This window comes from Gaiella sp. (assembly GCF_057140465.1).
On record NZ_DBNHWK010000061.1, the window covers coordinates 1 to 21,967 of the forward strand.

Below are 21,967 nucleotides of genomic sequence, written 5' to 3' on the forward strand. Positions count from 1 at the left end.
GGCGCGCCGTACTTCCGGGGAGCGGGTGTCGAGCACGACGTCGTCAACGCCAACGACTACGAGTTCACCTTCGTCGAGGTCGAGCTCAAGCGCTGAGCGACCTGCGTCGTGACGCTCGGGTGAACGCGGCTCACCCGGACCCCTCCCGGTCCTCGGCCCGTAGCTCCGCTTCCGCGGCCCTGAGCGCCGCCTTCTGCTCGGCGGTGACGGTCGGGTAGCGCGGGTCGATCTCGCGCAGCTTGTCTCCGATGATGCCGGCGACGGCGATCCGCGCGAACCACTTGTGGTCGGAGGGGACGACGTGCCACGGCGCCCACGTCGTGCTCGTGCGGGTGATCGCGTCCTCGTAGGCGCGCATGTAGTCGTCCCAGAACGCGCGCTCACGGACGTCTGCCGCCTGGAACTTCCAGTTCTTGTCGGGCTCCTCGATGCGATCGAGGAACCGCTTCCGCTGCTCGTCCTTCGAGACGTGGAGGAAGATCTTCACGAGGTGGTGGCCGTTGTCGACGAGGTAGCGCTCGAAGTCGCTGATCTCGCGGAAACGTCGCTCCCAGATGCCCGCGTCCTTGAGCCGCGCCGGCAGCGTGCGCCCGTCGAGGATCTCCGGGTGCACCCGGACGACGAGCACCTCCTCGTAGTACGAGCGGTTGAAGATCCCGATCATTCCCCGCTCCGGAAGGGCCAGCACGTGGCGCCAGAGGTAGTCGTGGTCGAGCTCGACGCCGGCCGGGGCCTTGAAGCTCGTGACGCGCACGCCCTGCGGGTTGACGCCGGACATCACGTGCGCGATCGCGCCGTCCTTCCCCGCGGCGTCCATCGCCTGGAGGACGACGAGCAGGGAGTCCGCGTCCTGGGCGGCGAGCCGCCGCTGGTACTCGGCGAGCACCTCGGTCGTCTCGCGCAGCAGCCTCTTCGCGTCCGGCGGCTTCGCGAGGCCGAACGTGTCGCCCGTGTCGCGGTCGGCCAGACGAGCGTCGGTGCCGGGCTCGACGAGGTAGCGGCGGCTGAGGACGGCAGCGTCCTTCGTGCTCAGTCGCTTCACGAAAGGAGCCTACCGCCGTCGGCCAGTGACCGACACGCTCCCTGGCTCTGCGCCGGCGGGTACGCCGACACGTGCGGTTCGAGCTGGCCGAGCGGCGGCGGCGCATGCAGGATGCGAAGACGGGCACCGTGACATGACGACCTCCCGGGACACGTCGACGAGCGCGGGCCGGCCCTCGCCGGCCGAACGGCGAGCGCACGGGAAGGCGCTGCGCAAGGCCGTCCCGCGGTCGAGCCACGCCGACTGGGCGCCCGCTCCCGACCGCTTCGACCCGGTCGCGCTGATCGAGCGCCAGGACGAGGACCGCCTCGCCTGGCTCGTCCCGGTCCGGCACGGCCGGATGGCCGAGTCGCCGTTCGCCTTCTTCCGCGGGGCGGCGCAGTTCATGGCGGCCGACCTCGCTCCGACGCCCGTCAGCGGCCTCGCCGTCCAGCTCTGCGGCGACGCGCACCTCGCGAACTTCGGCGTCTACGGGTCGCCCGAGCGGCACCTCGTGTTCGACCTCAACGACTTCGACGAGACCCTGCCCGGGCCGTGGGAATGGGACGTCAAGCGGCTCGCCACGAGCTTCACGATCGCCTCGCAGCACCGGGGGTTCGACGACGCGACCGGTCGCCGGCTCACGGCCGCGGCCGTCGGCCACTACCGGGAGGCGATGGCCGACTTCGCCGGCAGGCGGACGCTCGACGTCTGGTACGCGAGCCTCCCGATCGAGGAGCTGCTCGATGCCGCGCGGCCGAGGATGACGAAGGAGCAGCGGCGGTCGAGCGACCGCTTCGTGCGCCGGACGAGGTCGAAGGACAGCCTGCAGGCGCTCTCGAAGCTGGCCGAGAAGGTCGACGGCCGCTACCGGATCAAGAGCGACCCACCACTCCTCATCCCGATGCGCGATCTACCCTCCGACCACCGCGCCGGAGACCTCGAGGAGCAGCTCCGACAGAGCTTCGACCGCTACCGGGCATCGCTGCCCGACGCGCGGCGCCTCCTCCTCGACCGCTTCCAGCCCGTGGACATCGCGCTCAAGGTCGTCGGCGTCGGCAGCGTCGGCACGCGCTGCGGGATCCTCCTCCTCGAGGGCCGTGACGAGGACGACCCCCTCTTCCTGCAGCTCAAGGAGGCCGGCCCGTCGGTGCTCGAGGAGTTCCTGCCCACGAGCACATACGCCGAGCCGGGACAGCGCGTCGTCGAGGGCCAGCGGCTGATGCAGGCGGCGAGCGACATCTTCCTCGGCTGGATGCACGGCGGCGGGACGGCCCGCGACTACTACGTCCGGCAACTCCACGACATGAAGGGCTCGGCGGACGTCGAGGACGCCGATCTCGACCGCCTCCTCTTCTACGCACGACTGTGCGGCTGGACGCTCGCACGCGCGCATGCCCGGACGGGGGACCCGATCGCGATCGCCGGGTACCTCGGATCGGGCCCCGTGTTCGACGAGGGGCTGGCGGCGTTCGCGGAGCGCTACGCGGAGCAGAACCGTCGCGACTACGACGCCTTCGTCGCCGCGATCGACGCGGGCCGTCTCGCCCTCGAGCACGAGCGCTAGCCGGTGCGGGGACCGTCCCGCTCGATGCATCGGCCGGGCACCCCGTTTAGGGTGGCACGGACACCGACAACGGGAGGACTCGACTCATGACGTTCTACGGCACGCTCCGCACGTGGGCGCTCCTGCTCAGGGTGATCGGCGCGCTGGCGATCATCTCGGCGATCGTCGGCACCGTGATCGCCGCCTTCGAAGTCGACGGATTCCTCAAGGGCCTCGCCGTCTTCCTGATCGGCATCCCCGTCTCCGTGTTCCTCGCGACGCTGCCGATCGCCGTCGCCCAGATGATGACCGCGCTCGCCGACATGGGGGACGCCCTGCGCGGCGAGTAGTGCGTCGGCGGCGATCGCGTGTGTCGATCCGGTGACGGCCGGGCAACGACGCTGCGTCACTGCGACGAGCGGCCACCCGCCCGTGGTCGAATGAGGAGAGCAGGCGCCCGGGGTCGGGCCCCGGGCGCCACCCCGACCACTAGAGGGACACATGGCTGACGAGACCCCCGTCCTCGACCTGCTCGCGGCGATGACCGCGGACTCGATCGAGGCGTCGAGCCTCGGCGGCGACGAGCTGATGCTCGTCCGTCTCGCCGCGCTCGTCGCCTCCGATGCCCCGCCGGCGTCGTATCTCCTCAACCTCGGCGCCGCAGCCGACACGGGCCTCGACCTCGAGGACGTGCAGGGCGTGCTCGCCGCGGTCGCACCGATCGTCGGCACGGCGCGCGTCGTCAAGGCCACGGGCGCGATCGTGGAGGCGCTCGGCTTCGCGCTCGACGTCGCAGAGCTCGCGCTCGAGGACGCGGAGTAGTCCAAACGGCCGGCCCCTGGGGCTCGCCCGTGCACGGCGAGCCTCCGGGGCCCGCCGTCGTTCCGATCCCGGGCCGCGAGCGGCCTGCGTCTACACGGTGGCCACGTCGGGCCCGTCGTCCTCCTCCGTCTCCGCGGCGAGCGGGACGTTCGGGAGCCGACTGGTCAGGAACAGCGTGAGCAGGACGATCAGACTCAGCCCGACCATCCCGATGCTCAGCGCGCCGAGCTGCGCGCTCTCGTAGGAGTCCAGGATCGCCTCCTGCTCGGCGCTGGAGAGCTCGGTGGTCGCCAACGCCTCCTCGACCTGGGCGACGGAGACGAACTCCACCCCGCCGCTGAGCTCGATCGCAGCCTGCTGCTTGACCGCCGGCCCGACTTGGTCGGCCTGTTCGATGCCCTGGAGGAAGAGCGTCGAGAGGGCGCCGATCACGATCGCGCCGACGAGCGCCGTCCCCAGCGACGAGCCGAGGTTCTGCGCCGTGTACTGCAGCCCCCCGGCTTCTCCGCTCCGCTCAGCGGGTACCGAGGACACGATCACGTTCCCGAGCTGCGAGGCGAGCGCGCCCATGCCCAGCCCGAGCAGGATGAAGGGGACGGTCGTCACCGACGCCCCGGCCCCGGTCTCGAACCCGGCCGCGAGGAGCAGCGTCGCCGCGAGCATGAGGAACAGCCCCACCTGCACCACCCGCCGCGGGCCGGCCCGAGGGAAGAACTTGGGAACGGCCGGTGCAGCGACGACGAGCGCGAGCGAGAGGGGCAGCATGCGCAGGCCCGTCTGGAACGCGTCGAGGCCGAGGACGAGCGAGAGGAACAGGGGCATCGTGAAGAAGACGCCCATCATCACGAGGTACTGCATGAGCAGCACCGAGAGCCCTCCGGTCATCTCCCGGTACTGCCAGAGCGACGGGTCGACGAGCGGTTCGCCGCCACTCGAGGCGAGGTGCCGCTGCCAGGCGAGGAAGAGCCACAAGACGAAGAGGCCGCCGAGCGCGAGCCATGCCACGAGCGAGACGCCCGCGAGCTGCGGGGTCGCGTCCTCCCCGTCCGGTACGAGAGGCTTCACCCAGCCCCAACTGCTCGACTGGAGGACGGCGTAGACGAGCATGCCGAGTCCTGCGGCGGACAGCACCGCGCCGACGACGTCGATCCTGGGACGATCGCCGGCGGGCGCGTCGTTGATCGCACGCGACCCGACGAGGATCGCGCCCGCGATCAGCACCTCGGCCGCGAACACCCAGCGCCAGCTGAAGTACGCCGTGACGAACCCGCCGATGATCGGCCCGGCGGCGACGGCGACCGCCGCGGCCGCGGCGAGCACGCCGTAGGCGACGGCGCGCCGCCGTCCGACGAAGTTCCCGGCGATGAGCGCGACGACGGTCGGCATGATCAGCGCCGCGCCGAGGCCCTCGAGCACCGACCACCCGAGGAGCAGGACGATCACGTTCGGTGAGATCGCGGTGACGGCGGACCCGCAGGCGTAGACGACGAGCCCGACGCGCAGCGCACGTCGGCGCCCCAGGAGGTCGCCGACCTTCGCACCGGTGATCATGCTGGCGGCCATCACGAGCGTGTACGCCGTGATCACGCCCTGGATCGCGGTCACCGTCGTGTCGAGGTCCTCGACGAGCGCGCCGATCGAGACGTTCATCACCGTCGAGTCGACCGTCATCAGGAACTGCGTCAGCGCGAGCAGGCCGAGCACCGCCGTCCCGGCGTCCGCTACGGACGGGGCCTTGCCACGGCCGGTGTCGGCGCGGTCTTCCACCGGCGACTGACACTACTCAAGTGCGAGTCGCACCGCGAAACGCACGGGTGGCGCGGGGCCCTCGGCAGCGCTCGCGATATGGTCAGTCTCGTCGCGGGGATTGCGCGCGACGCACGTGCCCGACGAAAGGAGACCGAATGTTCTTCGGAGCCGACTATCCGTTCCTCGACATCATCTGGACGATGCTCGTGATCTTCGCCTGGGTGATCTGGTTCTGGCTGTTGATCACGGTGTTCGCCGACCTCTTCCGCCGCAAGGACACGTCGGGGTTCTCGAAGGTCCTGTGGGTGATCTTCGTGATCGTCCTGCCGTTCCTCGGCGTCCTCGTCTACCTGCTCGTGAACCACGACGGGATGGCCGACCGCAACATCCAGTCGGTGCAGGCGCAGAAGGCCGCCACGGACGACTACATCCGCTCGGTGAGCGGCGGCGCGGCCGGCGAGATCGAGAGGGCGAAGGCGCTGCTCGACTCCGGCGCGATCACGCAGGGGGAGTTCGACCAGATCAAGGCCAAGGCGCTCGGCAGCTAGCGGCGACCGGGGCCGAAAGGGGAGTCAATGGAAGAGATCGGACCCGTCGACTACGCGATCATCGCGTTCCCGGGGAATCAGTTCCGCGGCGAGATCGCCCCGGCACTCGCCGACCTCGTCGATGCGGGCACGATTCGCATCATCGACGCGGCGTTCGTCGGCAAGGACGCGGACGGCAACATCCTCGCCTTCGAGCTGACGGAGCTCGCCCCCGACGTGCAGGGGGCGCTCGACACGCTCGGCATCGAGGTCGAGGGCCTGTTCAACGAGGACGACATCATGGCGGCGGGCGAGGAGCTCGAGCCGAACTCGTCGGCCTGCCTCCTGATCTGGGAGAACGTCTGGGCCCGGAAGGCGGCGCAGGCGATGCGGGACGCCGGCGGCGTGCTCCTCGACTTCGACCGGCTGCCCCACGACGTCGTGCAGGCCGCGCGCGAGTACGTGCTCGCGGCCGCCGAGGAAGGTGGTGCGTGATGTTCGGACGCAGAGGGCCCGGCGTCGTCGGCATGGCGGCCAGGACCGCCGTCGTCGCCGGCACGGCGACGGCCGTCTCGGGGCGGGTGGCCCGAAAACAGCAGGCGAAGTACGCCGCGCAGGACGCCCAGCACGTGCAGCAGCAGGCGGCAGCGGTCGACCAGGGCGTCGAACCGGCCGCGGCCGAGCCCGACTACGCGGCGGAGCTCGAGAAGCTCGCGCAGCTGAAGGCGCAGGGCATCCTCACCGACGAGGAGTTCGAGGCGAAGAAGAAGCAGATCCTCGGGATCTGACCGCAGGGGCGTGCCCGGCACCCTTCCGGGTGCCGGGCACCGAGGCGGCGGAACGACGAGAATGGCGTCATGACGCGCCTCGACCCCACGACACCGGCCACCGGCCCGCTGGCCGGTATCCGCGTCGTCGACCTGACGTCGGTGGTCCTCGGGCCGTACGCGACGCAGATCCTCGGCGACTACGGGGCGGACGTGGTCAAGGTCGAGTCCCACGCCGGCGACAACATGCGCTACGCCGCCCCCTGGCGGCACGCGGGCATGGGGCACATCTTCATGCAGCTGAACCGCAACAAGCGGTCGCTCGTGCTCGACCTCAAGCACCCCGACGGGCACGCCGCACTGCTCCGACTCGTCGAGCGGGCGGACGTCCTCGTCCACAACCTCCGGCCGCAGGCGATGGCGCGGCTCGGCCTCTCGTACGAGGACGTCCGGGTCATGAACCCCGCGATCGTGTACGTCGGGGCCCACGGGTTCCGGACCGACGGGCCGTACGGCGAGCGGGCGGCGTACGACGACATCATCCAGGGGATGATCGCGCTGCCGTGGATCCTCGGCGAGACGTCCGGCGACCGGCCGCGGTACGTGCCCTCGACGATGTGCGACCGCGTGACCGGACTCAACGCGGTCAATGCCGTGCTCGCCGCGCTCCTCCACCGGGAGCGCACGGGCGCGGGCCAGCAGGTCGACGTGACGATGTTCGAGGCGCTGACGGAGTTCGTCCTCAGCGACCACCTCGGCGGTGAGACGTGGCTGCCGGCGACGGCGCCGATGGGCTACCCGCGGCTGCTCGCGCCCGATCGCAACCCGATGCGCACGAAGGACGGGTACCTCGCGATCCTCGTCTACAACGACCGGCAGTGGCGGAGCTTCCTCGAGGCGGTGGGGCACGCCGACCTGCCCCGGGAGCGTCCGGTGTTCGCGACCCTCGAGAGCCGTTCGCAGCACACCGCCGAGGTGTACGCCTGGCTCGCCGGTCAGATCGCCACGCGCACGACCGGGGAGTGGCTCGAGATCCTCGACGCCGCGGACGTCCCGGCGATGCCGATCAACTCGCTCGAGTCGCTGCTGCACGACCCCCACCTGGAGGCGACCGGCTTCTTCCGCGTCGTCGAGCACCCGACGGAGGGCACGATCCGGATGATGGAGGTCCCGAGCCGCTGGTCCGGGTCGTCGCCGTCGCTCCGGCGCCATGCGCCGCTGCTCGGCGAGCACAGCGCCGAGGTGCTCGGCGAGCTCGGCTACCCCCCGGAGGAGATCGAGCGCCTCCACGCGGACGGCGTGACGGCGGGGCCGACCGCGGCCGACTGAGACGGCGGCGGCGACACGGGCGCGGACGCGCCGTGCCCCGGCTCCGTCCCGCCCGCTCGGGCCCGACGTCGCGACGGTGTGGGGGCGGCTGCCGCCGCCCCCACACGGTCGAGCACGAGGCTCGCTAGACGCCGCCTTCGTCGGCGGTGACCGACAGCGCGTAGACGACGAGCATCGCGAGCGCGAGCGTCGCGGCCGCGAACCACGGCGCGATGCCGATGATGAGGAAGCTGTTCACGATCGCGAAGACGGCCCAGACGTACCCGAAGATACGACCGAAGGCGTTGTTGCTCGCGAGCGAGACGGCCGCGGCGAAGGCGAGCGCGCAGATCGCCAGGTCGAAGACGCCCCACCACGCGAGGCTGTCCCCGAACAGCCCGCCGGTGAGATCGTTCACCTTGTTCGAGTCCGACAGGTAGCTGATCCCCGAGATCAGCCGCAGGAAGCTGACCGCGAAGAGCGTGACGGTCGCGAACATCAGCCATCCGGTACGTGACGTCGACATGGTCCTCCTCTGGTCGGGGGCGCGACCATCTGACCCTACTCCGGGTGCCGGACCGACCTGCCCACCGGAGCATCGGCGGTCGCACCGCAGGCGTGCCCGCCGGCGGCGCACACGGACGCCCGTGCAGTCGATCGACTAGGGTCGGGCTGCGATGGCCCCGGGCGCGCGACCGCAGCTTCCGCCCGAACACGGCGGTGCTCGGACGCGTTCCCACCGAGACCGGGCGGGACGAGGACGTCCAGTACCGCGACATCGCACGGGAGCCGGGGCTGGAGACGGTTCCCGGCCCGTCATCTACCGCTTCGACCAGGAGATCTTCTTCGCCAACGCCTCGCTCTTCGAGCGCGAGGCCCTCCGCCTCGTCCGCGAGGCGGAGCCACCCCCCCGTGCGGTCCTCGTCGACGCAGCGGCGATCTCGCACATCGACACGACCGGGATGGCGATGATCGAGCGGCTCCACGGGAAGCTCGGCGACCTCGGCGTGACGCTGATGCTGGCCCGTCCACGCGGACCGCTGCGCGACATCCTCCACCGGTCGGGGCTGGACGAGCTGATCGGCCCCGCGAACGTGTTCCCGACGGTGCGCGCCGGCGTCGCCTCCTTCCTCCACCGTGCTCCGTGAAGGCGAAGATGTCCCTGTCCTGCAGGCACACGAGCTCCACATGACCGCCCCGCCCACCGATCCCTCGAGCCGCGACGAACACGTCGCGAGGGCGACTCGATGAGCACGTGGGCGCTCGCGCTCGGCGCGCTCGTCGTGCTCGTCTACGCGGCCGCGTCGGCACAGCTCACGGCCTGGAACGTCTCCGCCGCGATGTTCTTCGTGACCGCGGGCTTCGTCCTCGGGACGGACGGGCTCGGCTGGATCGGGCTGAGCACGACGGGGGCGGACGTCCGGCTCCTCGCCGAGGTCACGCTCGCGCTCGTCCTGTTCTCGGATGCGTCGCGCATCGATCTGAAGGTGCTGCGCCGCGAGTACGCGGCTCCCCTGCGCCTGCTCGCGATCGGCCTCCCGCTGACGATCGGCATCGGCGTGGTGGCCGCGATCGGGCTCGTGCCGGGACTGACCAATGCCGAGGCGCTCGTGCTCGCGGTCGTGCTCGCGCCGACCGACGCCGCGCTCGGCGCCGCCGTCGTCACCGACCCTCGGCTGCCGTCGCGCGTGCGCCAGGGCCTGAACGTGGAGAGCGGGCTCAACGACGGGCTCTGCGTGCCCCTCGTCGCGATCGCGATCGCGATCGCGGCGACGGAGGAGGGAGTGATCTCGAGCGCGGGCGCCGCGACGCTGCTCGTCGAGGAGATCGGGTTCGGCGTCGTCGCCGGCTGCATCGCCGGGCTCGCCGGCGCGTACCTCGTCCGCATCGGCCGCACCTACTCCCTGATCGCACCGACCTGGCTGCAGGCGGTCTCCCTGGGCTCCGCCGCGCTCGCGTACGGGATCGCCCTCCCCCTCGAGGGCAGCGGGTTCATCGCCGCCTTCGTGGGCGGGCTCGTCTTCGGCACGGTGTGCCCACGGGAGCGCGAGGTGACGATGTTCCTCGAGGAGGCGGGCGGGCTCCTCACCGGGCTCACGCTGCTCGTCTTCGGCGCGGTGCTCCTCGGCCCCCAGCTCGCGAACGTCACCTGGGAGATCGCCCTCTATGCGGTTCTCAGCCTGACCGTGATCCGCATGCTCCCGGTCACGATCTCCCTCATCGGGTCGGGCGCGCAGCGCCAGAGCGTCGGCTTCCTCGCCTGGTTCGGGCCGCGCGGCCTCGCGTCGCTCGTCTTCGCGTTCCTCCTCGTCGAGGAGGCCGACCTCGCGGGGATCGACACGATCCTCGCGACGGCCTCCCTGACGATCCTGCTCTCGATCTTCGCCCACGGGATCTCGGCCGGGCCGCTGACCCGGCACTACGTCCGCTGGTGGCAGGCGCATCCCGACTACCTGCGCCTGCCGATGGAGGGCGCGGAGGTGCCGTCGCAGCGGTGGCGCGCCCGCAGCCTCGTCGGCGGCGACCCGGACAGCCGCTAGCGCCACGCCCCGCCGCCCACGGGCGATACGCGCCGGTCGGCGCCGCCGTCGGCGAGACCGCCCGGGCCCTCTGCCCGACGGCACCGGCCGCACGCTCACGCACGGCCACGGCTCGTCGACGGCGCCGCAGGGTCGGCGCAGGAGCGCCTCGGTCCCGGCGCCGGGCGGAGTGGCCTCCTCTGCCGCCGCTACTGCTGCGCCATGATCATCTTGAGCGTCGCCTCGTCGTCCTCGATCAGGTCGCCGCCGACGTCGATCGTCACGGAGTGGATCGTGCCCGTGAACGCGTACGGCGACTGGTAGACGTCGGGGAGCACGGGGGCGAGCGCGTCGTAGCCGCACGAGAGCCCCTCGAGCTCGTAGGCCATCGGCGTCGTGCACGTCGCGCGCGAGTCGCGCGTCTCGAACCCGAGGACGTACTCGATCACGGTCGCCACGACCACAGGCCGCGGTCGGGGTGGGCGAGCAGGTGCGCACCGACTGCACGGGCCCGCTCCCGGGACGGCGGATCGAAGAACAGGGCGGGGCTCTTGCCGTCGGTGCGCGAGAGAACGAGGCACGCCGTGTGACCCGTGACCGAGGCCGCCTCCCCGGCGAAGCCGGCGCCCGCCTCCGCCTCGTACGCGGCGAGGAAGCCGTCGGCCAGCGCCTGCATCGCGTCCGCCACCCCCGGCCAGCGGATCGCAGAGAGCACGGGGAACGAGAGGAAGAACGCGACGTCGAAGACGGGATTGCCGGCGTGCGCGACCTCGAAGTCGAGGACGACGGGGACGCCGTCGCCGACGAGGATGTTCTTCATCGCGTAGTCCCCGTGCACGAGGCAGCGCGGCGCCCGCCGCAGCTCCGCGAGGTACGGGGCGACGGCCGGGGCGAGCGCCGGCTGCCGCTCCATCACCGTCTCGTGGAACGGGCGCAGGCGGAGCTGCTCGAACGCCTCGACGTCCGGGAAGCGTCCCGGCACGGTCGCGTCGGCGGCCGTCACCGCGTGCCAGCGGCCGAGCACGCTGCCGGCCCACGCGCCCACCTCCGGGTGTGGCCGTCCCTCACCGACCTCTGCCTGCCAGTTGGCGGCGCCCTCGACGAGCTCCATCGCGAGCACGTGGTGCGCCGGATCGACGGCGAGCACCCGCGGCACGACGCCGGGGGTGAGCTCGCCGCACAGCCGCATCGCCTCCGCCTCCGTCTCCGCACGCTCGGGCTTCGCGAGCCACTCGTCCGCGACGCGGAGTCGCGGCAGCGCCTGCTTGACGACGACGCCGACCCCGGGGCCGCGCACCGCGACGACGGTCGCCGACACGCCGCCCGGGAGCTCCTCCGCCTCGACCGACGCCCCGTGCGGGACGAGCCCGTGCTCCTGCAGCCAGGCGCTCACCGACGCCGTCGTGAGCTCGAAGTCCACGCCCGGACACTAGTGGGCACCCGGACGGCCCGACGCCGTCTGCGGGGGGGACGGGGCGACCCCGCCGTGGCGGCGGAGCGCCGGCCCGGCCGGCTGCTCAGGCGGGCGGCGCTACATCGGCGGGGGCGACGACGACGCTCTCCAGGACGACGCCGCTCGCGCGCGGGTCACCGAGGTCGTCGGCGAGTGTCGCCTCCACGTCTGCGCCCTCGGCGGGCGTCCCGCGGGACGCGTCGGCGAAGTGCTCCCGGAAGTGCGCGGGCGTGAAGTGGGAGAGCGCCCCCAGCCAGACGCGGATCCGCACCACGCGGCCTCCGCCCTCCGCCTCCGCGACGGCGAGGACCTTCGCCAGCAGGTCGTCGACGAGGGCCTTCTCGTGCATCAGGCCCCTCGCAGCTCCGCGAGGACGTTCGCCGTGAGCCCGTCGAGCGCGGCGGCCACGGCCGGGCTGAGGCCGTCTCCGAGCGCGAACCGGGCGCCCTCGACGCCGTGCACGACGACGCGCCGCGGCCTGCGGTCGAGCGCGCGTGCGAGCTCGAGCGTCTCGGTGATCCCGAACGCGTGCGTGGAGGCGAGCGCGAGATCGGGGGGCAACGGTCCGCCGTCGTCGATCTCGAGGCGAAGGAGCCCGCCGGGCTCGCCGCCGGAGCGGACGGCGTCGACGACGACGAGCAGGTCGAGCTCCCCGATCCGGTCGAGCAGGCGCGTCGGCTCCTCGCGGCAGTCGATGACGCTCACGCCCGCGGCGCGGAGGCGGGCGGCGACGATCGGCCCGACCGCGTCGTCGCCGCGGTCGGGATGTCCGAGGCACGTGACCGCCGCGCTCACGCCCGCTCGATCTCGAGCTTCAGGAAGTGGGTCGCGCAGGAGATGCACGGGTCGTAGTTGCGGATCGTCTGCTCACAGCGGTGCGCGAGCTCGTCGTCGGGGAGGCCGAGCGACTGCCGCACGACGCCGACGAGGTCCTCCTCGATCGTCTTCTGGTTCTGCGCCGTCGGCGGCACGATCTTCGCGTCGAGGATCGCGCCGGCGTCGTCGATCTCGTACCGGTGCCAGCAGATTCCGCGCGGCGCCTCGGTGCAGCCGTGCCCCGTCCCCGCCCGCGGCGGCACCTCGACCGCCGGAGGGTCGGGCGGCCCGTAGCGGGCGATCAGGCGCAGCGCCTCGTCCGCCGCGTACACGGTCTCGACCGCACGGACGACGATCGAGCGGAACGGGTTGCGGCAGACCTGCTCGAGGCCGACCTCGGCGGCCACGCCCTTCGCGAGCGGCGACAGGTGCTCACCGGACAGCGCGTAGCGGGCGAGCGGGCCGACGAGGTACGGGCCGACGCCGTCGAGCGTGGAGTGGAGCGCATTCGAGCGCTCGACGTGGGTCTCGGTGAAGTGCCGCTCGTACTCCGCGACGTCGATGTCGAGCCCCGTGCTCGCGACGATGCGCCCACGCTCGATCGCGTACTCGCCCGGCTGGCGCAGCCCGACGAAGACGTAGTCCTGCTCGAAGTCGGGGAAGTCGAACCCGGCGACCCAGCGTGTCAGCTCGACCGCCGCCTCGCGCGCCCACTCGAGCTCGGGGACGAGCGCCTCCAGCTCCCCCCTGCTCGGCGCCCGGTAGAAGCCGCCCACCCGCAGGTTGACGGGGTGCACCTCACGGCCGCCGATCACGCGCATCAGCTCGTTCCCCGCCTTCTTCAGCCGCAGCGCGAGCTCGACGAGGTCGCGCCGGTCGCGCGCGAGCTCGACCGCCCCGTCGTAGCCGAGGAAGTCGGGGGCGTGGAGCATCGCCGTGTGCAGGACGTGGCTCTCGATCCACTCGCCGCAGTACACGAGCCGCCGGAGCGCGCGCACCTCGTCGGGGGGATCGACCCCGCAGACGGCCTCCATCGCGTTGCAGGCGCTCGCGATGTAGGCGATCGGGCAGATGCCGCAGATCCGTGCGGTGATGTCGGGCGCCTCGGTGTACTGCCGCCCGCGGAGGAGCGCCTCGAAGAAGCGCGGCGGCTCGAAGATCCTGAACTGCACCTCCTCCAGCTCGCCCTCGCGCAGGCGGATCAGCATCGCGCCCTCGCCCTCGACGCGGGCGAGGTAGTCGGTGCGGATCTCCCGTGTCCCGTGCTCAGGATCGCTCATGGGCGAGGCTCGCCTCCCGGAAGGGCTCGGCGTCGGCGTTGAAGGTGCGGAGCGCCCGGACGAGGGCGTCGTCGTCGACGCCGAGCCTGCGCCACTGCCCGGCGAGCGCGGCGAGGTTCGGCGACTCCATCGGCCCGAAGCACCCGTAGCAGCCCCGGTCGTACGCCGGGCAGATCGCGCCGCACCCGGCCTGCGTGACCGGCCCGAGGCACGGCGTCCCCCTCGCGACCATCACGCACGGGACGCCGCGCGCCTTGCACTCGACGCACACGCTCGTCGAGGGAAGCCGCGGACGCCGGCCGTGGAGCAGGGCCGCGATCGTCTCCACGAGCTGCTGCTTCGAGACGGGGCACCCCCGCAGCTCGAGGTCGACGTCGACGTGCTCGGCGATCGGCGTCGAGGTGTCGAGCGTCGAGACCAGCTCGGGGCTGGCGTAGACGAGGGGGATCCAGTCGCGCACGTCCGCGAAGTTGCGCAGGGCCTGGATGCCCCCGGACGTCGCACACGCCCCGATCGTGACGAGCAGGGCCGACTGCGCGCGGATCGCGGCGATGCGCTCGACGTCGTGCGCCGTCGTCACCGACCCCTCGACGAGCGACACGTCGTACGGGCCCTCGACGACGGCGCTCGTCGCCTCGGGGAAGTAGGCGATCTCGATCCCGTCCGCGATCGCGAGGAGCTCGTCCTCGCAGTCGAGCAGCGACAGCTGGCAGCCGTCGCACGACGCGAACTTCCAGACGGCGAGCTTCGGCGTCGTCTTCGTCATAGCTCGCGCACCTTCAGCAGCCGCTCGACCTCGTCGTAGCGGAACACCGGGCCGTCGCGGCAGACGAGGGCCGGGCCGAGCTGGCAGTGGCCGCAGAGCCCGATCCCGCAGCGCATGTTCCGCTCGAGCGAGACGTAGATCCGGTCGTCGGGCAGCCCGCGGTCCCGCAGCGCCCGCGCCGAGAAGGACATCATCACCTCGGGTCCCACCACGAGGGCCGTCGCGCGCTCCGGGTCGAACGGGGCCCCGGGCACGAGCTTCGTGACGACGCCGACGCGCCCGCGCCAGCCTCCACGGGCGGCGTCGACCGTCACGTCGACCTCGAGGTCGAAGCGGCTGCGCCACTGCTCGAGCTCCCGGAGGAAGAGCAGCTCCTCCGGCGTCCGGGCACCCACGAGGAGGCACACGGCGCCGAAGGCATCGCGCCGGGCGAGCGCGTGGTAGACGACCGGCCGGAGCGGGGCGAGCCCGATGCCGCCCGCGACCACGACGAGGTCGCCGCCCTCCGCCTCGGCGAGCGGCCACGGGCGGCCGAACGGCCCGCGCACCCCGATCACGTCGCCGTGCGCGCTCGCGGCGAGCGCGCCGGTCACGGCGCCGACGTCCCGGATCGTGTGCGTGAGCGGCCCCGGGCGCGACGGGTCGCCGCTCGTCGAGATCGGGACCTCCCCGACGCCGAACGCGTAGAGCATCGCGAACTGCCCGGGCGCGAGCGGGACGTGCTCGTCGAGCGGCTCGAGCTCGAGCGTCGTCGTGTCGTGCGTCTCGGCCGTGCGGGAGGCGACCCGGTACGGCACCGGGGTCATCGCGCCGCGGGCGGCGGGATCAGCTGCGGTGGCCGCTGCCATAGATGTCGAGCAGCCGGCGCCGCGTGTGCTGGAGGCGGTCGATCATGACCTGCGCGAAGCGGCCGAGGAGGAGGTAGCCGAGCTCGTGGTCCTCGACGCACTTCCGCCGCAGGCACGCGCCGTCGAAGACGATCGCTCCGCAGTCCTCCGTCGCCACGGCGTCGAAGTGCCAGCGGTACGGCTCGTGCAGCCACGACCAGCCGAGGACGTCGCCCGACTCGATCGACTCGATCGCCACGTCACCGCGACCCGGGAGGTGCGTCGACAGCATCACCCGACCACGGCGGAGCAGGTAGAACGTCGCCGCGGGGTCGCCCTCGCGGAAGATCACGTCGCCCGCCTCGTACGTGACGTTGTGCCCGCACCCTGCGATGAGGGCGAGCTGTGCCGGGGACAGCCCGGCGAACACCGGGCTCTCGGTCAGGAGCTCGTCAAGCGTGTGCATGCGTCACCTCCCCGTCCGTCGCGCGGATCGCCGCCAGCTCCTCGGTGACGTCGATGCCGACAGGGCACCACGTGATGCACCGCCCGCAGCCGACGCAGCCCGAGGTGCCGAACTGCTCGACCCACGTGCCGAACTTGTGCGTGAGCCACTGGCGGTAGCGGGCGCGTGGGCTGCGCCGCACGCCGCCGCCGTGGATGGTGGAGTAGTCGATCGAGAAGCACGAGTCCCAGCTCCGCCAGCGCTCGGCGGAGCCGTCGACGAGGTCGTTGACGTCCTCGACGGCCGTGCAGAAGCAGGTGGGGCACGCGAGGGTGCAGTTCGCGCAGGTGAGGCAGCGGGCGGCGACGTCGTCGAACCGTGGGTGCTCGAGGTTCCGCGCGAGGAGCGACGGGAGGTCGGCCGCCTCGACCGTCCGCCCCATGCTCTCCGCCGCCGCAGCCGTCACCGCCGCGGCGGCCTCGGTGTCGGGGGGCGCGGCGCGCCGGGTGGGCAGCCGTGCCGCCACCTGTGCCCCCTCCTCGCTGCCGGCCTCGACGAGGAAGCGGTGCCCCCCGTCCAGGAGCTCGGTCAGCCCGAGGTCGTACCCGCCGTGGGCGCGTGGGCCGGTCCCCATCGACGAGCAGAAGCACGTCCCTCCCGGGACGCCGCAGTTGACGACGACGGTGAACGCCCGCTCGCGTCGGGCCGCGTAGTCCCGATCGGCGTATGCGCCGTCACGGAGCACCCGGTCCTGGATCGCGATCGCGTGGAGGTCGCAGGGACGCACGCCGAGGAGCGCGAGCGGGCGTTCGGGCGCCGGCTCCTCCTCCACGACCGGGACACCCGACGCGCCGCGCCGCGCGCGCCAGAGGCGGACGCGGGCCGGGAGCAGCTCGCTCTTCCACGAGTGGGGCCCGACGGCCCATCCGAAGGCCGCCCCGTCGGCGCGCGGCTCGAGACGGTAGTGCGCGGCGTCCTGCGTCGCGGTCGACCCCCAGGGCAGCTCGGCGGCCGATCGGAGCTCGTCGAGCACGATCGCGCCGTCGCGGACCGTCGGGCCGACGACGCGGTAGCCGCGCTCGCCGAGCACCGCGACGAGCGCTTGGAGCCCGTCCGGCTCGATCACGAGCGGTGCGGCGTCGGGGTGCTGGGCCTCGGTCAACGGTGGTCGTTCCCAGCCTCGCGCAGATCCGCCGTCGCGTCATCGGGAACGCGGCGCCGGTGCACTACGGGTTTCCCGCAGGGGATCCGCGCGGCTCACCGTTGCGACGTCGCGGCCACGGCGGCAGGCTGTTCGTATGGCCGGGACCGTGCAGGCCGGACGGCGCCGCGGCCACGTGCGCGGTGTCGTCCAGGGGGTCGGGTTCCGGCCCTTCGTCCACCGTCTGGCGACCGGCGCCGGCCTGTCCGGCTTCGTGCTCAACGACGGCGACGGCGTCGTCGTCGAGGTCGAGGGCGACGAGCGGTCGCTCGACGCCTTCGCCGCGGCGCTGCGCACGCACGCACCGCCGCTCGCCCGCATCGAGGCGACGACCTGGGAGCGCCTCGCGCCCGCGGGCGGCACCGGCTTCACGATCCGCGAGAGCGACGCGTCCGGCCGGACGGCGCTCGTGCCGCCCGACATCGCGACGTGCGACGACTGCCTGCGCGAGCTGTTCGACCCGGCCGACCGCCGCTACCGCTACCCGTTCGTCAACTGCACGAACTGCGGTCCCCGCTTCACGATCGTCGTCTCGGTGCCCTACGACCGTCCGCGCACGACGATGGCACGGTTCACGCTCTGCCCCGACTGCCGTCGGGAGTACGAGGACCCGGCCGACCGCCGCTTCCACGCCGAGCCGATCGCGTGCCCCGCGTGCGGCCCACGGCTGGCGATGCCGCTCGACGAGGCCGTCGGGGCCCTCACCGACGGGCTCGTCGTCGCCGTCAAGGGCCTCGGCGGATACCACCTCGCGTGCCGGGCCGACGACGAGGACGTCGTCGCCCGCCTGCGCGCGCGCAAGCGGCGCGAGGAGAAGCCGTTCGCCGTGATGACCACCGATCCGGCGGCGCTCGCCGAGCTGACGCCGGACGAGGCCGAGCTGCTCGCCTCGCCGGTGCGACCGATCGTCCTCGTGCGTCGCCGTGCCGGCGCACCCGTCGCCGACGCGGTCGCCCCCGGATCGCCCTGGCTCGGGCTCGTGCTCCCGTACACGCCGCTCCACCACCTGCTCTGCCACGACGTCGCCGTCCCGCTCGTGATGACGAGCGGGAACCTCACGGACGAGCCGATCGCGATCGACGACGGCGACGCACGGCGGCGGCTCGCCGACGTCGCCGACGTCGTGCTCGGACACGATCGCGTGATCCATCGGCGGTGCGAGGACTCCGTCGTCCGGGCCGGGCTCCCGCTGCGCCGCTCACGGGGCGAGACGCCGGTGCGGCTGCCGCTCCCGGTCGCCGCCCCGCGCCCGCTCGTCGCCGTCGGCGCCGAGCTCAAGAGCACGTTCTGCGTCGTCCGCGGAGCGGACGCGTTCCTCTCGCCGCACCTCGGCGACCTCGTCACCGCCGCGGCCCATCGGGCGTTCCGTGACGACCTCGAGCTCTACCTGGAGATGCTCGGCGTCGAGCCGGCGGCCGTCGCCTGCGACCTCCATCCCGACTACCTGTCGACCCGCTGGGCGCACGAGCAGGGGCTCGAGCTGGTCGAGGTGCAGCACCACCACGCACACGCCGCGGCCTGCCTCGCCGAGCACGGGCTGACGACCGAGGCGCTCGCCGTCGTGCTGGACGGAACGGGACTCGGGACGGACGGGACGCTCTGGGGCGGCGAGCTGCTGCGCTGCGACCTCACGGCGTTCGAGCGGGTCGCGCACCTCGAGCAGGTGCCGCTGCCCGGCGGCGAGGCCGCGATCCGCGAGCCCTGGCGCGTCGCCGCCGTCGTCCTCGAGCGTGCCGGGCGACCGGTGCCGTGGCCCGCGTGGGACGCCGTCCGTGAGAGCCTCCGCGTCAACGCGCCGCTCTCGTCCGGCGCGGGACGCCTCTTCGACGCGGCCGCCGCCGTGCTCGGCCTCCGCGACCGCGTGAGCTACGAGGGCCAGGCGGCGATCGAGCTCGAGCACCTGGCCGGCCCGGTCGCGGCCGCCGCCTACCCGTGCCGGGTCGACGGCGGGGTGATCGCCGGCCCCGAGCTCGTGGCCGCCGCCCACGACGACCTCGCCGCGGGCCGCGACCGCGCGGAGGTCGCAGCGGCGTTCCACGAGGGCCTCTCCGAGGCCTTCACCCGGGCGTGCGTTCAGGCCGACGGCCCACGCACCGTCGTGCTCACGGGCGGCTGCCTGCAGAACGTGCGCCTGCTCGGATCGCTGACACGGCGCCTCGAGGGGGCCGGCTTCCGCGTGCTGTCGCACCGGCGCGTGCCGCCCAACGACGGCGGCGTGAGCATTGGACAGGCGGCGGTCGCCGCCGGGAGGATGTCCGCATGTGCCTAGGGATCCCCGCGTGCGTCCTGGAGGTGGTCGACCGCGCCGGCGGCCTGGCGCGGGTCGACGTCTCGGGCGTGCGGCGGGAGGTCAGCGTCGCCCTGGTCGACACGCCCGACGCGCCGATCGCAGAGGGGGACTGGGTGCTCGTCCACGTCGGGTTCGCCCTGGCGCGCATCGACGAGGCCGACGCACGCGAGACGCTCGCGCTCCTGCTCCGGGCGGCCGACCTCGACGAGGAGCTGCGGCAGCTCCGGGAGGGAACGGTCGCATGACACCCGACCGCGCCGACTGCCCCACCTGCGCCGACGAGGCGGTGACCGCCCGCGTGCTCGCACTGCGCGACGGCGAGGCGGTCGTGGACGTCGGCGGCCTCCGTGACCGTGTCGCGGTCGACCTCGTCCCCGATGCCGCTCCCGGCGACCTGCTCCTCTGCCATGCCGGGATCGCGCTCGCCCGGGTGGAGCGTCCCGCACGATGAGGTTCGTCGACGATTACCGCGACCCCGCGCTCGCCCGCGCCCTCTCGGCCGAGATCCACGGTCTCGCGGCCGGCCGCGGGACCGTGCGGATCATGGAGGTCTGCGGCGGGCCCACCCACACGATCTACCGCCACGGGCTCGAGGACCTCCTGCCCCCGGAGGTCGAGCTCGTGCACGGCCCCGGCTGCCCCGTCTGCGTGATCCCGATGGGGCGCGTCGACGACGCGATCGCGATCGCCGAGCACGAGGGTGTCACGCTCGCCACGTTCGGCGACATGATGCGCGTCCCCGGCGGGCGCGGCACGCTGCTCGAGGCGAAGGCGCGCGGAGCCGACGTGCGCATGGTGTACTCGCCGCTCGACGCGCTCGCGCTCGCCCGGCGCGAGCCCGATCGCCACGTCTGCTTCTTCGCGATCGGCTTCGAGACGACGGCGCCCGCGACGGCCGTCACCCTGCGTCGCGCCCGCGACCTCGGGGTGCCGAACTTCTCGGTCTTCTGCAACCACGTGCTGATCGAGCCGCCGCTGCGGGCGATCCTCGAGACGCCGGGACTTCGGGTGGACGCGTTCATCGGGCCCGGGCACGTGTCGAGCGTGATCGGCAGCGACCGCTACCGCTTCATCCCGCAGCAGTTCGGCCGACCGATCGTCGTCTCCGCCTTCGAGCCGGTCGACCTCCTCCAGGCGATCGCGATGCTCCTGCGTCAGCGGAGCGAGGGCCGATGCGAGGTCGAGAACCAGTACACGCGCGTGGTGCTGCCGCAGGGGAACCCGCGTGCGCTGGAGGCGATCGCGGAGACGATGGAGGAGCGCGAGGACTTCGAGTGGCGCGGCCTCGGCACGCTGCCCCGGAGCGCGCTCCGCCTGCGCACGCCCTTCGTCGCTTGGGACGCGGAGACGCTGTTCGCCCTTCCGGGGGCCCGGATCGAGGATCCGCGGGCATGCCGCTGCGGCGAGGTGCTGACGGGTCAGCTCAAGCCGTGGGAGTGCGGCGTGTTCGGCACGGCCTGCACTCCGGAGCGGCCGCTCGGCACGTGCATGGTCTCGAGCGAGGGGGCGTGCGCCGCCTACTACGCCTACGGACGCGCGCGCCACGCACGCGCGGAGCTGCCGGCCCGTGCGTAGCCGTCCGAGGCACGACGTCGGCGGTCGCCGACGCGCCGTCGTCCGAGACGAGCTCGTGACGCTGTCCCACGGTGCCGGCGGCAAGGCGACGCGCGACCTCGTCGAGGCGCTGTTCGCCGCCGAGCTCCTGAACGAGGCGCTCGAGCCGCTGGGCGACAGCGCCGTGCTCGCGCGGGCCCATGGGCGCCTCGCGCTCACGACCGACGCCTACGTCGTGCGCCCGCTGTCCTTTCCCGGCGGCGACATCGGCGAGCTCGCCGTCAACGGGACGGTGAACGACCTCGCCGTCGCCGGGGCCAGGCCCCTCTGGCTGGCGGCGGGCTTCGTGCTCGAGGAGGGGTTCCCGATCGCGGAGCTCGAGCGGCTCGTGCGGTCGATGGCGACCGCCGCCCGGGCCGCCGGCGTCGTGGTCGCCGCAGGCGACACGAAGGTCGTCGAGCACGGGAAGGCAGACGGGATGTACGTGACGACCGCGGGCGTCGGCGTGCTCGAGCACGACCTGGAGCTCGTGCCGGAGGCCGTGCGCCCGGGCGACCGCGTGCTCCTGTCCGGGACACTCGCCGACCACGGGGTCGCCGTGATGGTGGCGCGCGGGGAGCTCGCGCTCGAGGCCGATCTCGCGAGCGACACCGCCCCCCTGCACGAGCTCGTCGCCTCGCTGCTGCCGCTCGGCCCAGCGCTGCGCTGGATGCGCGATCCGACGCGCGGCGGGCTCGCAACGGCGCTGAACGAGCTCGTCGGGTCGTGCGGGCTCACGGTGCGGATCGCCGAGGCGACGCTGCCGGTGCGCCCGACGGTGGCAGCCGCGTGCGAGATCCTCGGCATCGACCCCCTGTACGTCGCGAACGAGGGCAAGCTCGTCGCGGTGGTCGCGCCGGAGGCGGAGGAGCGCGCGCTCGCGGCCCTCCGCGCCCACGCCGTCGGGGCCGACGCGGTGGCGATCGGCACCGTCGAGGACGGCGACGACCGACCGTTCGTGCTGCTCGACACCGCACTCGGCGGCGAGCGGATCGTCGACCTGATGGTCGGAGACCCGTTGCCCCGCATCTGCTGAC

Annotated in this window: 26 protein-coding genes and 1 pseudogene; 15 read left to right on the forward strand and 12 right to left on the reverse strand. The window is 73.0% G+C overall.

The annotated features are described in order from the left end of the window. Positions 1-96: pseudogene (locus AC162C_RS08285) on the forward strand (cupin); the annotation flags it as partial. A gap of 34 nt (positions 97-130) precedes the next feature. On the opposite strand, the gene AC162C_RS08290 reads toward AC162C_RS08285, so the two are convergent. Then, positions 131-1,042 (reverse strand): polyphosphate kinase 2 family protein, encoded by a 912-nt coding sequence (locus tag AC162C_RS08290; protein ID WP_484097138.1) that lies wholly within the window; start codon positions 1,040-1,042, stop codon positions 131-133. Between the two features lie 133 nt (positions 1,043-1,175). Here AC162C_RS08290 and AC162C_RS08295 point away from each other — a divergent pair, with 133 nt between their 5' ends. The 3 genes from AC162C_RS08295 (at position 1,176) to AC162C_RS08305 (ending at position 3,389) form a co-directional block, all read left to right on the forward strand. Further along, on the forward strand, positions 1,176-2,588 hold the full coding sequence (locus AC162C_RS08295) for a DUF2252 domain-containing protein (protein ID WP_484097139.1): 1,413 nt from the start codon (positions 1,176-1,178) through the stop codon (positions 2,586-2,588). An 86-nt stretch (positions 2,589-2,674) separates the two neighbouring features. Then, positions 2,675-2,917: a hypothetical protein gene (locus AC162C_RS08300; RefSeq protein ID WP_462973553.1), complete on the forward strand. Its 243-nt coding sequence runs from the start codon at positions 2,675-2,677 to the stop codon at positions 2,915-2,917. Between the two features lie 151 nt (positions 2,918-3,068). After that, positions 3,069-3,389 (forward strand): carboxymuconolactone decarboxylase, encoded by a 321-nt coding sequence (locus tag AC162C_RS08305; protein WP_484097140.1) that lies wholly within the window; start codon positions 3,069-3,071, stop codon positions 3,387-3,389. Between the two features lie 90 nt (positions 3,390-3,479). On the opposite strand, the gene AC162C_RS08310 is transcribed toward AC162C_RS08305, so the two are convergent. Continuing rightward, positions 3,480-5,156 (reverse strand): MFS transporter, encoded by a 1,677-nt coding sequence (locus tag AC162C_RS08310; protein WP_484097141.1) that lies wholly within the window; start codon positions 5,154-5,156, stop codon positions 3,480-3,482. Between the two features lie 137 nt (positions 5,157-5,293). Here AC162C_RS08310 and AC162C_RS08315 point away from each other — a divergent pair, with 137 nt between their 5' ends. From AC162C_RS08315 to AC162C_RS08330, 4 genes are all read left to right on the forward strand, one after another. Further along, positions 5,294-5,686, forward strand: a complete 393-nt coding sequence (locus AC162C_RS08315; RefSeq protein WP_484097142.1) for an SHOCT domain-containing protein — start codon at positions 5,294-5,296, stop codon at positions 5,684-5,686. A gap of 27 nt (positions 5,687-5,713) precedes the next feature. After that, on the forward strand, positions 5,714-6,160 hold the full coding sequence (locus tag AC162C_RS08320) for a DUF6325 family protein (RefSeq protein WP_484097143.1): 447 nt from the start codon (positions 5,714-5,716) through the stop codon (positions 6,158-6,160). Further along, the gene (locus tag AC162C_RS08325; RefSeq protein WP_484097144.1) at positions 6,160-6,453 is read left to right on the forward strand and encodes an SHOCT domain-containing protein; all 294 of its coding nucleotides are present in this window, start codon (positions 6,160-6,162) and stop codon (positions 6,451-6,453) included. The genes AC162C_RS08320 and AC162C_RS08325 overlap by 1 nt, the downstream gene beginning before the upstream one ends. 69 nt (positions 6,454-6,522) lie before the next feature. After that, positions 6,523-7,761: a CaiB/BaiF CoA transferase family protein gene (locus tag AC162C_RS08330; RefSeq protein WP_484097145.1), complete on the forward strand. Its 1,239-nt coding sequence runs from the start codon at positions 6,523-6,525 to the stop codon at positions 7,759-7,761. 124 nt (positions 7,762-7,885) lie between these two features. Here the strand turns inward: AC162C_RS08330 and AC162C_RS08335 are convergent, their stop codons facing one another. Continuing rightward, entirely contained in the window at positions 7,886-8,266 is a 381-nt protein-coding gene (locus AC162C_RS08335) for a DUF7144 family membrane protein (protein WP_462973560.1), read from the reverse strand. A 151-nt stretch (positions 8,267-8,417) separates the two neighbouring features. Here AC162C_RS08335 and AC162C_RS08340 point away from each other — a divergent pair, with 151 nt between their 5' ends. Both AC162C_RS08340 and AC162C_RS08345 read left to right on the forward strand, forming a co-directional pair. Next, entirely contained in the window at positions 8,418-8,888 is a 471-nt protein-coding gene (locus AC162C_RS08340; RefSeq protein WP_484097146.1) for a sodium-independent anion transporter, read from the forward strand. 99 nt (positions 8,889-8,987) lie between these two features. After that, entirely contained in the window at positions 8,988-10,280 is a 1,293-nt protein-coding gene (locus tag AC162C_RS08345; protein WP_484097147.1) for a cation:proton antiporter, read from the forward strand. Positions 10,281-10,468: 188 nt separating this feature from the next. On the opposite strand, the gene AC162C_RS08350 is transcribed toward AC162C_RS08345, so the two are convergent. From AC162C_RS08350 to AC162C_RS08390, 9 genes are all read right to left on the reverse strand, one after another. Continuing rightward, positions 10,469-10,717, reverse strand: a complete 249-nt coding sequence (locus AC162C_RS08350) for a hypothetical protein (RefSeq protein ID WP_484097148.1) — start codon at positions 10,715-10,717, stop codon at positions 10,469-10,471. Further along, the gene (locus AC162C_RS08355) at positions 10,705-11,679 is read right to left on the reverse strand and encodes a phosphotransferase family protein (RefSeq protein ID WP_484097149.1); all 975 of its coding nucleotides are present in this window, start codon (positions 11,677-11,679) and stop codon (positions 10,705-10,707) included. The genes AC162C_RS08350 and AC162C_RS08355 overlap by 13 nt, the downstream gene beginning before the upstream one ends. A 97-nt stretch (positions 11,680-11,776) precedes the next feature. Continuing rightward, positions 11,777-12,061 (reverse strand): hydrogenase/urease maturation nickel metallochaperone HypA, encoded by a 285-nt coding sequence (locus AC162C_RS08360; RefSeq protein WP_484097150.1) that lies wholly within the window; start codon positions 12,059-12,061, stop codon positions 11,777-11,779. Next, positions 12,061-12,507, reverse strand: coding sequence for a hydrogenase maturation protease (locus AC162C_RS08365; protein WP_484097151.1), 447 nt, complete (start codon positions 12,505-12,507; stop codon positions 12,061-12,063). The genes AC162C_RS08360 and AC162C_RS08365 overlap by 1 nt, the downstream gene beginning before the upstream one ends. Next, on the reverse strand, positions 12,504-13,808 hold the full coding sequence (locus tag AC162C_RS08370) for a Ni/Fe hydrogenase subunit alpha (protein ID WP_484097152.1): 1,305 nt from the start codon (positions 13,806-13,808) through the stop codon (positions 12,504-12,506). The genes AC162C_RS08365 and AC162C_RS08370 overlap by 4 nt, the downstream gene beginning before the upstream one ends. After that, entirely contained in the window at positions 13,795-14,574 is a 780-nt protein-coding gene (locus AC162C_RS08375; RefSeq protein ID WP_484097153.1) for an NADH-quinone oxidoreductase subunit B family protein, read from the reverse strand. The genes AC162C_RS08370 and AC162C_RS08375 overlap by 14 nt, the downstream gene beginning before the upstream one ends. Then, positions 14,571-15,422 carry an FAD/NAD(P)-binding protein gene (locus tag AC162C_RS08380; protein ID WP_484097154.1) on the reverse strand — a complete coding sequence of 284 codons (852 nt, stop codon included), beginning with the start codon at positions 15,420-15,422 and terminating at the stop codon, positions 14,571-14,573. Before AC162C_RS08380 ends, AC162C_RS08375 begins: the two co-directional genes overlap by 4 nt. Next, positions 15,400-15,867 (reverse strand): Crp/Fnr family transcriptional regulator, encoded by a 468-nt coding sequence (locus tag AC162C_RS08385; protein ID WP_484097155.1) that lies wholly within the window; start codon positions 15,865-15,867, stop codon positions 15,400-15,402. Before AC162C_RS08385 ends, AC162C_RS08380 begins: the two co-directional genes overlap by 23 nt. Further along, positions 15,854-17,008, reverse strand: a complete 1,155-nt coding sequence (locus AC162C_RS08390; protein ID WP_484097156.1) for a 4Fe-4S dicluster domain-containing protein — start codon at positions 17,006-17,008, stop codon at positions 15,854-15,856. The genes AC162C_RS08385 and AC162C_RS08390 overlap by 14 nt, the downstream gene beginning before the upstream one ends. Before the next feature lie 136 nt (positions 17,009-17,144). On the opposite strand from AC162C_RS08390, the gene hypF reads away from it, so the two are divergent. Genes hypF through hypE form a run of 5 tightly spaced genes read left to right on the forward strand, consistent with a single transcriptional unit; the run spans position 17,145 to position 21,966 of the window. Further along, a complete protein-coding gene (gene hypF / locus AC162C_RS08395) occupies positions 17,145-19,316 on the forward strand; it encodes a carbamoyltransferase HypF (RefSeq protein ID WP_484097157.1) in 2,172 nt (723 codons plus the stop codon). Next, positions 19,307-19,582, forward strand: a complete 276-nt coding sequence (locus tag AC162C_RS08400; protein ID WP_484097158.1) for a HypC/HybG/HupF family hydrogenase formation chaperone — start codon at positions 19,307-19,309, stop codon at positions 19,580-19,582. Before hypF ends, AC162C_RS08400 begins: the two co-directional genes overlap by 10 nt. Continuing rightward, positions 19,579-19,788 carry a HypC/HybG/HupF family hydrogenase formation chaperone gene (locus AC162C_RS08405; protein WP_462973575.1) on the forward strand — a complete coding sequence of 70 codons (210 nt, stop codon included), beginning with the start codon at positions 19,579-19,581 and terminating at the stop codon, positions 19,786-19,788. Before AC162C_RS08400 ends, AC162C_RS08405 begins: the two co-directional genes overlap by 4 nt. Next, the gene (hypD, locus tag AC162C_RS08410) at positions 19,785-20,912 is read left to right on the forward strand and encodes a hydrogenase formation protein HypD (protein ID WP_484097159.1); all 1,128 of its coding nucleotides are present in this window, start codon (positions 19,785-19,787) and stop codon (positions 20,910-20,912) included. The genes AC162C_RS08405 and hypD overlap by 4 nt, the downstream gene beginning before the upstream one ends. Beyond that, positions 20,905-21,966 carry a hydrogenase expression/formation protein HypE gene (gene hypE / locus AC162C_RS08415; protein WP_484097160.1) on the forward strand — a complete coding sequence of 354 codons (1,062 nt, stop codon included), beginning with the start codon at positions 20,905-20,907 and terminating at the stop codon, positions 21,964-21,966. Before hypD ends, hypE begins: the two co-directional genes overlap by 8 nt. Position 21,967: the final 1 nt, after the last annotated feature.

Excerpts from the sequence above, each read along its gene's own strand:
- AC162C_RS08380 (WP_484097154.1), bottom strand. The coding sequence starts at position 15,422 with ATGGCAGCGGCCACCGCAGCTGATCCCGCCGCCCGCGGCGCGATGACC.
- AC162C_RS08385 (WP_484097155.1), bottom strand. The coding sequence starts at position 15,867 with ATGCACACGCTTGACGAGCTCCTGACCGAGAGCCCGGTGTTCGCCGGG.
- AC162C_RS08305 (WP_484097140.1), top strand. The coding sequence starts at position 3,069 with ATGGCTGACGAGACCCCCGTCCTCGACCTGCTCGCGGCGATGACCGCG.
- AC162C_RS08370 (WP_484097152.1), bottom strand. The coding sequence starts at position 13,808 with ATGAGCGATCCTGAGCACGGGACACGGGAGATCCGCACCGACTACCTC.
- AC162C_RS08340 (WP_484097146.1), top strand. The coding sequence starts at position 8,418 with ATGGCCCCGGGCGCGCGACCGCAGCTTCCGCCCGAACACGGCGGTGCT.
- hypF (WP_484097157.1), top strand. The coding sequence starts at position 17,145 with ATGGCCGGGACCGTGCAGGCCGGACGGCGCCGCGGCCACGTGCGCGGT.
- AC162C_RS08295 (WP_484097139.1), top strand. The coding sequence starts at position 1,176 with ATGACGACCTCCCGGGACACGTCGACGAGCGCGGGCCGGCCCTCGCCG.
- AC162C_RS08320 (WP_484097143.1), top strand. The coding sequence starts at position 5,714 with ATGGAAGAGATCGGACCCGTCGACTACGCGATCATCGCGTTCCCGGGG.
- AC162C_RS08405 (WP_462973575.1), top strand. The coding sequence starts at position 19,579 with ATGACACCCGACCGCGCCGACTGCCCCACCTGCGCCGACGAGGCGGTG.
- AC162C_RS08375 (WP_484097153.1), bottom strand. The coding sequence starts at position 14,574 with ATGACGAAGACGACGCCGAAGCTCGCCGTCTGGAAGTTCGCGTCGTGC.
- AC162C_RS08400 (WP_484097158.1), top strand. The coding sequence starts at position 19,307 with ATGTGCCTAGGGATCCCCGCGTGCGTCCTGGAGGTGGTCGACCGCGCC.
- AC162C_RS08360 (WP_484097150.1), bottom strand. The coding sequence starts at position 12,061 with ATGCACGAGAAGGCCCTCGTCGACGACCTGCTGGCGAAGGTCCTCGCC.
- AC162C_RS08345 (WP_484097147.1), top strand. The coding sequence starts at position 8,988 with ATGAGCACGTGGGCGCTCGCGCTCGGCGCGCTCGTCGTGCTCGTCTAC.
- AC162C_RS08335 (WP_462973560.1), bottom strand. The coding sequence starts at position 8,266 with ATGTCGACGTCACGTACCGGATGGCTGATGTTCGCGACCGTCACGCTC.
- AC162C_RS08300 (WP_462973553.1), top strand. The coding sequence starts at position 2,675 with ATGACGTTCTACGGCACGCTCCGCACGTGGGCGCTCCTGCTCAGGGTG.
- hypD (WP_484097159.1), top strand. The coding sequence starts at position 19,785 with ATGAGGTTCGTCGACGATTACCGCGACCCCGCGCTCGCCCGCGCCCTC.
- AC162C_RS08315 (WP_484097142.1), top strand. The coding sequence starts at position 5,294 with ATGTTCTTCGGAGCCGACTATCCGTTCCTCGACATCATCTGGACGATG.
- AC162C_RS08330 (WP_484097145.1), top strand. The coding sequence starts at position 6,523 with ATGACGCGCCTCGACCCCACGACACCGGCCACCGGCCCGCTGGCCGGT.
- AC162C_RS08325 (WP_484097144.1), top strand. The coding sequence starts at position 6,160 with ATGTTCGGACGCAGAGGGCCCGGCGTCGTCGGCATGGCGGCCAGGACC.